Annotated in this window: 9 protein-coding genes and 1 pseudogene; 7 read left to right on the forward strand and 3 right to left on the reverse strand. The window is 69.8% G+C overall.

From position 1 onward, the window contains the following. Positions 1 to 231: 231 nt before the first annotated feature. From ABZ070_RS07945 to ABZ070_RS07955, 3 genes are all read left to right on the forward strand, one after another. Positions 232 to 672 carry an ATP-binding protein gene (locus ABZ070_RS07945; protein WP_356631131.1) on the forward strand — a complete coding sequence of 147 codons (441 nt, stop codon included), beginning with the start codon at positions 232 to 234 and terminating at the stop codon, positions 670 to 672. Positions 673 to 788: 116 nt separating this feature from the next. Beyond that, positions 789 to 1,151 carry a hypothetical protein gene (locus tag ABZ070_RS07950; RefSeq protein WP_356631133.1) on the forward strand — a complete coding sequence of 121 codons (363 nt, stop codon included), beginning with the start codon at positions 789 to 791 and terminating at the stop codon, positions 1,149 to 1,151. Positions 1,152 to 1,268: 117 nt separating this feature from the next. Then, a complete protein-coding gene (locus ABZ070_RS07955; RefSeq protein ID WP_356631135.1) occupies positions 1,269 to 1,937 on the forward strand; it encodes a dienelactone hydrolase family protein in 669 nt (222 codons plus the stop codon). A 197-nt stretch (positions 1,938 to 2,134) separates the two neighbouring features. Here ABZ070_RS07955 and ABZ070_RS07960 read toward each other — a convergent pair whose 3' ends face one another. The 3 genes from ABZ070_RS07960 to ABZ070_RS07970 form a co-directional block, all read right to left on the reverse strand. Beyond that, the gene (locus tag ABZ070_RS07960) at positions 2,135 to 3,040 is read right to left on the reverse strand and encodes an SDR family oxidoreductase (protein WP_356631137.1); all 906 of its coding nucleotides are present in this window, start codon (positions 3,038 to 3,040) and stop codon (positions 2,135 to 2,137) included. Between the two features lie 212 nt (positions 3,041 to 3,252). Then, positions 3,253 to 3,747, reverse strand: coding sequence for an MSMEG_6728 family protein (locus tag ABZ070_RS07965; protein WP_356631139.1), 495 nt, complete (start codon positions 3,745 to 3,747; stop codon positions 3,253 to 3,255). A 44-nt stretch (positions 3,748 to 3,791) separates the two neighbouring features. Continuing rightward, on the reverse strand, positions 3,792 to 5,327 hold the full coding sequence (locus ABZ070_RS07970; RefSeq protein WP_356631141.1) for an SDR family oxidoreductase: 1,536 nt from the start codon (positions 5,325 to 5,327) through the stop codon (positions 3,792 to 3,794). Positions 5,328 to 5,437: 110 nt separating this feature from the next. On the opposite strand from ABZ070_RS07970, the pseudogene ABZ070_RS07975 reads away from it, so the two are divergent. From ABZ070_RS07975 to ABZ070_RS07990, 4 genes and pseudogenes are all read left to right on the forward strand, one after another. Continuing rightward, a pseudogene (locus ABZ070_RS07975) lies at positions 5,438 to 5,691 on the forward strand (DUF4032 domain-containing protein); the annotation flags it as partial. 361 nt (positions 5,692 to 6,052) lie between these two features. Beyond that, positions 6,053 to 9,472, forward strand: a complete 3,420-nt coding sequence (locus ABZ070_RS07980; protein ID WP_356631143.1) for a CARDB domain-containing protein — start codon at positions 6,053 to 6,055, stop codon at positions 9,470 to 9,472. A gap of 308 nt (positions 9,473 to 9,780) precedes the next feature. Continuing rightward, positions 9,781 to 10,530: a tRNA-dependent cyclodipeptide synthase gene (locus ABZ070_RS07985; protein ID WP_356631145.1), complete on the forward strand. Its 750-nt coding sequence runs from the start codon at positions 9,781 to 9,783 to the stop codon at positions 10,528 to 10,530. Then, the gene (locus ABZ070_RS07990) at positions 10,520 to 11,728 is read left to right on the forward strand and encodes a cytochrome P450 (RefSeq protein WP_356631147.1); all 1,209 of its coding nucleotides are present in this window, start codon (positions 10,520 to 10,522) and stop codon (positions 11,726 to 11,728) included. Before ABZ070_RS07985 ends, ABZ070_RS07990 begins: the two co-directional genes overlap by 11 nt. Positions 11,729 to 11,819: the final 91 nt, after the last annotated feature.

An 11,819-nucleotide genomic window follows, 5' to 3' on the forward strand; every position in this document is an offset into this window, starting at 1 on the left:
CGACCGGCCGCCACGCATGGCCCCGGCGAAGGCCGCGCCCCCAGCGGCCGGAGCCCCGGCCTCTCCATCGTCCCCCTCCGCCGCCCGCTCCCGCACGCCACCGCCGCGAGCGGCGCCTGGCGCAAGAGCCGCCGCCCCACCCCCAGGCGTCGCGCGTAGTCCTTGCACGAGTGGGAACACGCAGTTCAATGCCGAACGGACCGGTTGTTACGAGAGGCAGGAGGACGCCACATGGCTCCCGGGCCGCGAAAGTACGACAGGAGCCGGCCTTACCCGGAGGTCGTCGAGGAGCTCACCGCTCGGTTCGACGGCGACATCGACGACGTGACCGGTGCCCGCCTGGCGGCAGGGGCGTCTCTCGACGCCCTCGCGCGCAGGGATCCGCCGGGCTGCCCGCAGAGCCACGGCGACATTCGGCTGGTCGTCACGGAGCTGGCCGCCAACGCCGTCCAGTACGCCCCCGGCCCCTTCGTGCTGCGGATGCGCCGGACCTTCGACGGCCTGCACGTGACCGTACGCGACACCAACCCGCGTCCACCCGTGCCGCGGCCCTGCGATCCGGCACGCGGTACCGGCGGGCTCGGCTGGCATCTCATCCAGGCGCTCTGCCAGCAGGTCAGCGTGGTCCACGATTCGGGCGGGAAGGAAATCCATGTGTTCCTCCCGTGGTGAGATCGGATGAGATCAGGTGGGACCGGGACCACGGACAGCGGAAGCGGCCCCGGGAAGTCCACCGACCCACGCGGACGGCGGGCGTCGGTCCGCGCCGACGAGGAGAGGCGGTCAACGTGAGCACGAACATGGGCCAGGACGAGCGGCGCGTGGGCGTCCGGACGTACGCGGACGTCGATCTGGCGCTCAAGGACCTGGCGGCAAGAGGGGACGGCGCGCAGTTCTCCGCAGGTGAGGCCGCCGCTTTCGAATGGGCCACGGGCCGCACCGACCGTTCGCCGGTCACCGGGGCGCACGCACAGGCCATTCCCGACCTGCAACTGCTGACGGCCGAGGTGGACGCGGCCGTCGTCCACCTCGAGGACCCGACCACCGCCTCCGGCAACCGCGACTACATGCACGGTGTGCACGACGCTCTGGCCTGGCTCTGCGGACACAGCGACCAGCTCGGCCGAGCCGGTACGCGGCCGGGGTGGTGACGCGGAGACAGCCGCCCCGCCGGGGACCGTCCCCGCCTCCCGCATGGCGTGATGAAGGAGGGCTACCCGCCCCTTGACCGCGACGGATGCAGGGAAGCTCGGAGGGAGACGGTGGCGATGATCCTGGAAGCGGTTTCACTCCCTGCCGACGGGTCCACGAACGCAGGTGACCTGGTGGTCCCCCCGGATGCCCGGGGAGTGGTGCTCTTCGCGCACGGCAGTGGCAGTTCCCGGCACAGCCCCCGCAACAAGGCGGTGGCAGCAGCCCTGCAACGGGCCGGCCTGGGCACCTTGCTGATGGACCTCCTGACCGTGCAGGAGGAACGGGTCGACGCCGTGACCGCGGAGCACCGTTTTGACATCGGCCTGCTGGGACGGCGCCTGGTGGCGGCGATCGACTGGCTCGAAGAGCACCCCGCCACCGCCACGGTGCCGGTGGGGCTGTTCGGCGCGAGCACCGGCGCCGCCGCGGCGCTGGTGGCGGCGGCCGAACGGCCCGCTCGTGTCCACTCCGTCGTCTCGCGCGGCGGTCGCCCGGACCTCGCCGATCAGGCTCTGCCCCATGTGCAGGCGCCCGTGCTCCTGATCGTGGGCGGCGACGACACGGAGGTGCTGCGACTCAATCGGGAAGCCGCAGGTCTGCTGCGCACCCCGCACCGCGTGCATGTGGTGCTCGGAGCGACGCACCTCTTCGAGGAGCCCGGTGCGCTGGAGGAAGTGGCAGAGGTCGCCGGCGAGTGGTTCCTCCGGCCCGGGGCCGACGGATCCGAGGACGCGTGGCAGTAAGGCGCAAGGGTTCCCTCGCGCTGAGGCAGGGTGGAAGCCCGGGCCGGCACGCGGACGGTCAGAACACGTAGCGGATCGTCAGCCACGGAGCGTGAGCGCCGACCAGACGGCGTACGGCTTCCACCACCGCGCCTGGTCGCGTGGCGACTCGTCGGGATCTCGGCGGTCAGTGCGGCTGCAACCGGCCGTAGCCGGCGTCAGCCTTCCGGCTGCCCGCTGCGTGACCGCTCGCTCCCGGTCGTGTCCGCCCGGCCGCCGGCCCCGAGCAGCCCCGTGGCCGCGAAAGTGTTCTTCCGCTCGAGGCGGGGGAGCTCGTACTTGGACAACAGTGTGACCACCGGAGGCATGGCGGCGCGGACGAATTGCGTGGCACGGAGCCATGCGGGGGCGTACACGGCCGCGCTGCGGCGTTCCACGGCACGCACCGCACGAGCAGCCACGGTCTCCACCGGGTAGACCTTCCTCGCGGGCTTCGGCATGTGGGCCCGCAGTTCCCGCAGCACCGGATGCTGGTCCGCGTCGCGGATCATGTCGGTGTCGGTCCAGTTCACGTAGGCGATCCCCACCCCGACCCCTTCATGGGCGAGCTCGGCGCGCAGCGAGTGTGCGAAGGACTCCACACCGGCCTTGGAAGCGCAGTAGGCGCTCATCATGGGTGCCGCGCCGATGGAGGCGAGAGAGGCGATCTGCAGGTAGTAGCCGTGCGACGCCAGCAGGTCCGGCAGGAAGGCACGTGCGGTGATCGCGCTGCCGATGAGATTCACCTCGATCACACGTCGCCAGGTCGCCGGGTCGGACCGGGCGAAGGGCCCGCCCTCGGCCACTCCCGCATTGGCGACCACCACGGAAACGGGACCGAGGCGGTCGCGGACGTCGCCGGCCACCCGTTCCATCGCGTCCTCGTCGGTGACATCGACCTCCCAGCACAGGGCCCGCCCGGAGAGGGAGCTCGTCACCGCGGCAAGCCGCGACCCCTCCCGGCCGAGCAGGGCCACATTGACACCGCGCCGGTCGAGTCGCACCGCCATCGCCGCCCCGATACCCCGGGCGGCACCGGTCACGACGGCCGTGCGGCCGCGCAGTGGGCATGCTGCGTCTCTCACGGGTCCTCCTTGGTGGGAAGGGCGCGGGGCGGGCGGCGGTGCCCAGCGGGAGCGGGCAGGCCGTCCTTTCACCATAGGCAGGGGAGGGCGCGCGGTGCCCGCCCGTGCTGTGGCGGTCGTGCCCGGGGCGGAACACCATGGCGGGGGCGCCGGTGACGACGAGCGGAGACGACCCGGTACCGCGCCGTGGCCGGCACAGTGCGGCCACGGTGTCACCCCGGTCCCGCGTCCCCTCCCGGTTCGGGATCGCGGTCGGACCGCGGCCAGACGTACGGCAGGTCGTCCGGCACCCCCGGGAACCGCTCCCGATAGAAGTCCGGGTCCTTGCGCAACAGCGCCGACTGGTGGCTGCGGTGGAAGTCCGGGGCGCCGAACCACGGCGGAAGGTCGCCGTCCGCCGCGAGACGGCCCTGGGAGCGCACGCCCACGCCGGGGTGCCCGACGAGGAAGTCGTTCACCAGGGTGACGGCGCAGGTGTCGGAGCGGCCCTCGCTCGTCCACACCCCGCAGATGTCCAGCCCGTACCGGACAAGTGCCTCCTCGTAGCCGGCCCACATGCGGACCGCCGGATGTCTGCGCCAGCCGTAACCGGGCACTGTCAGACTGCGCAGCACCTGCAGTGCCTCGACCCGCTGCTTACCGAGTCGCCTGGGGTCCAGCACCGCGGCTGATCGCGTGAAGTCCGGAAAGGGGAGGAACGTCTGCATGTGAGGTGCTTACCCGCGCGCCCCGACATTTCGCCGCCCGGGTGTCACCGGACCGCGTGCCGGTCGCCCGTTCCCTCGCTCATGCCCTTGACCGCAGCCTGGGCGATGTTGCGGGCCATGCCGCCGAACACGAGAGCGTGGAAGGGCGAGACGCTCCACCAGTAGGCGTGCCCGAGCAGCCCCCTGGGGTGGAACAGAGCCCGCTGCCGGAACCGGGTGCGGCTGTGACCGTCGTCCTCCGCGTACATCTCCAGCCAGGCCAGCCCCGGCAGTCGCATCTCCGCGCGCAGTCGCAGCAGATGACCGGGCTCGATCTCCTCCACCCGCCAGAAGTCGAGCGAATCGCCGACGCGCAGCCGCTCGGCGTCCCGTCGGCCGCGCCGCAGTCCGACCCCGCCGACGAAGCGGTCCAGCCGGCCCCGCGCGGCCCAGGCGAGCGGGAAGGAGTACCAGCCGTTGTCCCCGCCGATGCCCTCGATCACCTTCCACAGCGCTTCCCGCGGGGCGTCGACCGTCACGTGCCGCTCGTCGCGGTACAGGCTGCCGCCGGCCCAGTCGGGATCGGTGGGCAGCGGGTCGCTCGGAGCGCCGGGCAATGCGGCCGACGACCATCGCGTCGTCACCTCGGCGTCCTGGACCCTGCGCAGGGCCAGGGCGAGTGCCTCGCCGTACGGCAGGGGTTGGCCGGGGCCGTCGGGGACGTAGTCGGCGATGTCGTGTTCGTGGCAGACGACTTCATGGCGCAGCGACTCGGTGAGCGGCCGGGCGATGGAGTGCGGAACAGGCGTCACGAGTCCCACCCAGTGGCTGGAGAGCTTGGGGGTGAGGACGGGCACGGGCACGATGAGGCGCTTGGGCAGGCCGGCGACGTCGGAGTAGCAGCGCATCATGTCGAGGTAGGTGACCACCTCCGGCCCGCCGATGTCGAACGTCCGGTTCACGTCCGCTGCCATCCGGGCCGAACCCACGAGATAGCGCAGGACGTCCCGTACACCGATGGGCTGGATGCGGGTGCGCACCCACCGCGGTGTGACCATGACCGGCAGCCGTTCCGTCAAATAGCGCAGCATCTCGAAGGAGGCCGAACCCGAGCCGATGATCACCGCCGCCCGCAGGACGGCGGCCGGTACGGGCGAGTCGAGGAAGATCTGCCCGACCTCGTCGCGGGAGCGCAGATGCGGGGACAGCTCCCTCGGCGGTACGCCCCGAGGTGTCAGCCCGCCGAGATAGACGATGCGCCGCACACCGGCGGCCCCGGCCTGTTCCGCGAAGACCCGGGCGGCCTGCCGGTCGGTCGCCTCGAAGCCTGCGCCGGTACCAAGAGCGTGCACCAGGTAGTACGCGACATCGACGCCCCGCATGGCCTCGGCCACCGAGTGGGCGTCGCTGACGTCACCCTTGGCGACCTCCACGTCCTTCGCCCACGGGTGGTCGCGCAGCTTTTCGGGCGTCCGCGCCAGACACCGCACCCGGTGCCCCGCCTTCAGCAGCTCCGGAACGAGTCGCCCTCCGATGTAACCGGAGGCCCCGGTCACCAGACACGTCAGGCCTGTCGCATCGTCCGCCGTGTCGCCGTCCATGGGAGCCTCCTCGACCGGTGGTACCGCTCTCCTCCGGCTTCCACCTTGCCCGACCACGGCCCGAGCCGCGTGACCTGCCCAAGGCCGGCCGCTGCGGTGCGCCGTGCACACCGGGGGACCCCCTCGGTGCGCGCGACGAAGTGCTCGCCCATCGCTGGGTCCGTGAGGTCTTCCGGCCCGCCGTACGGGCCGTTCCGCAGCATCTGCGGGGCTCGAGTGACCCGGCCGAGCTCTACCACGAGCTGCTGGAACACCGCTGGTACCCGGCCGCGGCCCCGGGACGGACGAACGTGCCCAGCACGACATCGGCCTGGAGGCGGCGGTGGCGGACTTCGGCAACAAGGTGCTTCCGCCCAGGGGATGACGCACCGGCCACCGTGAGCCGTCGGTCGGCAGCGAGTCACCGACGGTCGGCAGGGATGCACCGAGGCGGATTCGGCGTGCCCTTCAACGGGAGCCAGGGGCCGGGCCGTTGACAAAGTCGACGCCTGGTAGAAACCTGTCACCTCGACAGCGCAAAAGATTGACGGAATTACTCAAAAACTCAGGCAGCTCGCGCTTCTTGTCGTCAGGTCGCCTACGGCCGCCCTGACGAGACCCGCCATCGTCCACCCGGCGCATCGGCACGCGCGCCTCGTCGCCCGCTCCCGAAGACACCGTGCGTGTCGGTGGGTGCGAGTGTCGCCCGCTGCCGGACGCCCCAGGCCACGGAACGAGAGGGCACCATGAGAGGGAAACAACTGGGCTTGCGGACAGTCACCGGCTTATTGACGGCCGGCCTGATCGCCGTCGGGCTGCTGCCCGTCACCGCGCACGCCGCCGAGGGGCCCAATCTGGCCCTCGGCAGGCCGGCCACGGCCGGCGGAGCGCACGGCGGCTACCCGGCCGGCAACGTCACCGACGGAAGCCAGGCCTCCTACTGGGAGGGTCCCGCCGGCGCGTTTCCGCAGTGGGTTCAGGTCGATCTCGGCCGCGGCGTCAGCATCGACGAAGTGGCGCTGAAACTCCCGACCGCATGGGAGGCCCGGACGCAGACCCTCAGCGTTCTGGGCAGCACCGACGGGGCCGACTTCGACCCGCTCGCCGCGTCGGCCGCCAGGGCGTTCACCTCGTCCGACGCGAACACGGTCACCGTCACGTTCACCGCCGCCACCGTCCGATACGTGCGTGTGCAGGTAACCGGCAACACCGGGTGGAACGCCGCCCAGCTGTCCGAACTGGAGGTCTACGGGAACGGCGACGCGGGCCCCGGGGACCCGCCGGCCGACGGCACCAACCTGGCCCGTCACAAGCCGATCGAGGGCTCTTCGACGGCCCAGACGTATGTGGCGACCAACGCAAACGACGATCAGCTGGGCTCCTACTGGGAGTCCACCGGCTTCCCGTCGACCCTGACCGTGAAGCTCGGAGCCGATGCCGACCTCGAGGCGGTCGTCGTCAAGCTCAACCCGGACCCGTCGTGGGCGCCGCGGTCCGAGAACCTTCAGGTGCTGGGGCGCGAGCAGTCGGCGAGCGGATTCACCTCGCTGAAGGCACGGGCCGACTACCCGTTCGATCCGCAGTCGAACCAGAACACGGTGACCATTCCGGTCAGCGGCCGGTACGCCGACATCCGGCTGCAGTTCTACGCCAACACCAGCGGTTACGGTGCCCAGGTCGCCGAGATCCAGGTCATCGGCACGGCCGCACCCAACCCGGATCTGACGGTCACCGACCTGGCATGGTCGCCCGCATCCCCGTCGGAGACGGACACCGTCACCGTCGACGCCACGGTGCGCAACACCGGATCCGCCGCGGCTGCCGCGACCACGGTGAACGTCAGCCTGGAGGGCACCGTCGCCGGCAGCGCCCCGGTCGGCGCTCTCGCCGCCGGAGCCGCCACCACCGTGCGGGTCGACGTGGGCAAACGGGCGAAGGGCAGCTACACCGTCTCCGCCGTCGTCGACCCGACCGACACCGTCGCGGAGCAGGACGACACCAACAACAGCCGCACGGCCGCCGACAAGCTGGTGGTGGCGAAGGCCCCGGGACCCGACCTCGAGGTCACCGGGATCACCTCCAACCCGAGTGCACCGGCCGTCGGGGCCATGGTCACCTTCACCGTCGCCGTGCGCAACAGCGGAACGGCCGCGGTGGACGCCGGCACGGCCACCCGCCTCGTCGCAGGCAGCACCACACTGAACGGCACAACGGGCCGGATCGACGCCGGGGACACCGTCCAGGTGCCGATCAGCGGCAGTTGGACCGCGACCAGTGGCGGCGTCACCCTCACCGCGACGGCCGACGCGACCGGCGCGGTCACCGAAACCAACGAGAACAACAACACCTTTGCCCGCTCCGTTGTCGTCGGACGCGGCGCGGCCGTGCCGTACACCGAGTACGAGGCGGAGGACGCCCAGTACGACGGCGCCCTTCTGCAGGCCGATCCGGAGCGCACCTTCGGGCACACCAACTTCGCCACCGAGTCGTCCGGCCGCGAATCCGTCCGCCTGAACTCAACCGGTCAGTACGTCGAGTTCACGTCGGTCAGCCCGGCCAACTCGATCGTCGTGCGCAACTCCGTCCCGGACGCCCCGTCCGGCGGCGGGCAGGAGGCGACCATCAGCCTGTACGCCGACGGCCAGTTCGTGCGCAAGCTGGGTCTGTCCTCGAAACACAGCTGGCTCTACGGCAACACCGACAGTCCGGAGGGCCTCACCAACACCCCGGGCGGCGACGCACGCCGTCTCTTCGACGAATCCCATGCGCTGCTGACCCGGACGTACCCCACAGGCACCACGTTCCGACTGCAGCGCGACGCGAGCGACAACGCCGCCTTCTACATCATCGACCTCGTCGACCTGGAGCAGGTCGCAGCTCCGGCGGACAAGCCCGGGGAATGCGCCTCGATCACCTCCTACGGCGCGGTGCCTGGCGACGGGATCGACGACACCGACGCCATCCAGCGCGCCGTGACGGCGGACCAGAAGGGAGAGATCGCCTGCGTGTGGATCCCGGCCGGCCAGTGGCGCCAGGAGCAGAAGATCCTCACCGACGACCCGCTCGACCGCGGGCAGTTCAACCAGGTCGGCATCAGGGACGTGACGATCCGCGGCGCGGGCATGTGGCACTCCCAGCTCTACACCCTCACCCCGCCGCACCAGGCCGGTGGCATCAACCACCCGCACGAGGGCAACTTCGGCTTCGACATCGACCACAACACCACGATCTCCGACATCGCCATTTTCGGTTCGGGCACCATCAGGGGCGGCGACGGCAACCACGAGGGCGGAGTGGGCCTCAACGGGCGCTTCGGCAAGGACACCAGGATCACCAACGTGTGGATCGAGCACGCCAACGTCGGTGTCTGGGCCGGCCGTGACCACTCCAACATCCCGGAACTGTGGGGGCCGGGCGACGGTCTCGAATTCAGCGGAATGCGGATCCGCAACACCTACGCCGACGGCATCAACTTCGCCAACGGCACCCGCAATTCAACGGTGTACAACTCCTCCTTCCGCAACACCGGCGACGACGCGCTCGCCGTGTGGGCAAGCCGCTACGTGAAGGACCCGTCGGTCGACATCGGCCACGACAACCACTTCCGCAACAACACCATCCAGCTCCCATGGCGCGCCAACGGCATCGCGATCTACGGAGGCCACGGCAACACGATCGAGAACAACCTCATCGCCGACACCATGAACTACCCCGGCATCATGCTCGCGACCGACCACGACCCGCTGCCGTTCTCCGGTCAGACCCTGATCGCGAACAACGCACTGCACCGTACCGGGGGCGCGTTCTGGGGCGAGGCGCAGGAGTTCGGCGCCATCACCCTGTTCGCGGCGGGCCAGGACATCCCCGGCGTCACGATCCGCGACACCGACATCCACGACTCCACCTACGACGGCATCCAGTTCAAGTCGGGCGGCGGCGCGGTGCCCGGCGTGCAGATCAGGAACGTGACCATCGACAAGTCCAACAACGGGTCCGGCATCCTGGCCCACGGCGGTGCCCGCGGCAGCGCGACACTGACGAACGTGACGATCACCGACTCGGCCCAGGGCGACATCCTCGTCGAGCCCGGATCGCAGTTCGTGATCAACGGCGGCACGGGACCGGCGGCGACACCGAGAGCGCTGCGACAGGCGCTGCCGTACTGATCACAACCCGTCGGCCCGCGCCCGGCGCGCGCCCGGCCAGGACGTGTGCGGACCACCGCTTCCGTGGTCCGTACGACCTGGCTGACGGATGATCAGCACCGCCGCACCCGCCGACCGGCGGGTGCGGCGTACGCATGAACGGGTGGTGACGGGAAGTTCAATGCCGGGTTAACCCCCGTGAGCTGTGGCTTCTCGCGGTGGACAGCACGTTGACACTCTCCGTGTTCGATCGGTAACTTCTCGGCGGCGTCGCCACACCAGGAGCACAAGGCTCCTCCGGGACTAGCGGCGCAAGGGAAGCTCTCCAGTTGACAACTGAGACACTCTCCAAGGTCCAGGGTTTCTCCCCGCCGCCGTCAGCGGCCGCGACCTTCGATGTTCAGCCCTATACGGCTCACTGCCAGGTGATATGCGCGGAAGGCGCTCACGCCGTGATCGGCGTCTCTCCCGGCAACAGCTACTTCTCCGCCCAGCGCCTCATCGACCTGGCTCGCTGGGGTGTCGAACACTTCGACAGGGTGGACTTCGTCTACACCGATCTCCATGTGGCCGAGATGTACGAGACGTTCGGATACAGCCCCGAGGACGCGCGCCGCAAGGCGGTGAAGAATCTGCGCGGTGTGCGGGCCAAGGTGGGCAACGCACTCGAGGTGGCCGGCACCGCCGCGGGCAGGATCGGCGCCTACGCGATGTCGAGCTTCGCGGACAATCCGGCCTACCAACGCCTCTACCAACACCTTCGGTCCCTTCTCGAGAAGGACGCCGAGTTCCGAACGACGTGCGACACACTCGTGGACGGCTTCCTCTCGTCCAAGGTCATGGACGGGAAGGCCACCACCGCGCGGCAGCGCCAGGTGTGCCTGGACTACGTATGCGCCGAAGCGCCCCTGTTCCTGGACACTTCCGCCATTCTCGGAGTGCCTTCTTCGCTCAACTGCTATCACCAGCTCCTGCCGATGGCCGAGCTGCTCTACTCGCGTGGGTCCGGACTGCGCGCATCCCGAAACCAGGGCCATGCCATCGTCGCGCCCGCAGAAGGAGACGCCGATGTCCGTTGAGACGCCTCTCGACCGGTCCCAAGATGCCTTGATGGCCTTTCCGTTCTCCTGGCGGGGCGACCGACTGCCCGACGAGTTGGAGCAGTTGCGGAAGGAGCCCGTCAAAAAGGTACGGACGATCGCCGGCGACGAAGCATGGCTGGTGTCATCCCATGCTCTGTGCAAGCAGGTGCTGGAGGACCCGCGGTTCAGTCTGAAGGACACTTCGGCGCCGGGAGTTCCGCGTCAGTACGCACTGACGATCCCGCCCGAGGTCGTCAACAACATGGGAAACATCACCGGGGCCGGACTGCGCAAGGCGGTGCTCAAGGCGCTGAACCCGAAGGCTCAGGGCCTTGGGGAGTGGATGCGGTCGAACGCCGCCGATCTCGTCGACCGCCTCATGGCCGAGGGCGCCCCGGCGGACCTGCGTGGCGGCTTCACCGACCCCTATTCGGCCGCCATGCACTGCCACATTCTCGGCATCCCGCCCAAGGACGCACCCCGCCTGATGAGGAGCCTGGACATCGCGTTCATGAACTCCGCCTGCCCGGTCGCCGGCGCGAAGCTGAACTGGGACCGCGACATGGCCTACATGGTGGAGCGTCTGGACGACCCGTCCACCTCCGGCTTGATGGCGGAGCTCGCGGCACTGCGGCGGGACCCGGAGTACTCCCACGTCTCGGACGAGATGTTCGCGACGGTCGGCGTGACCATGTTCGGCGCGGGTGTGATCTCCACCTCGGGCTTCCTGGCCATGGCCCTCGTCTCCCTCATCCAGCACCCCGAACTGAAGGAAGAGCTGCTTGCCGACCGCGGCAGGATCCCGGCCGCCGTCGACGAACTGCTGAGGATCAATCTGTCGATCGGCGACGGTCTGCCGCGCCTCGCCGTCGAGGACGTCACTCTCGGGGAGGTGGAGGTCAAGAAGGGCGAATTGGTACTGGTCCTGGTCGAGGGCGCCAATTTCGACCCCGAGGTGTTCGTCGACCCGCACACCGTGGATCTGAGCCGGGAGAACAACACCGCGCACCTTTCCTTCGGCGGGGGCCGGCATTACTGCCCGGCGACGGCGTTGGGAAAGAAGCACGCGGAGATCGGTGTGGACATTCTGCTGGACCGGATGCCGGACCTCCAACTCGCGGTCCCCGTTGAACAGCTCGTGTGGCGGACCGGATTCATGAAGCGGATACCGGAAAGGCTTCCCGTCATGTGGTGATCGACCATCGGATGGAAGCCTCCGGGTTTTCGCCCGGAAGGCCTTCCCCGATGTGCCCGGCCTCGCGCCGACTGGTCCGCGTCCCGGGCGT

It is taken from the genome of Streptomyces sp. NPDC006283, assembly GCF_040613325.1.
GTDB lineage: Bacteria > Actinomycetota > Actinomycetes > Streptomycetales > Streptomycetaceae > Streptomyces.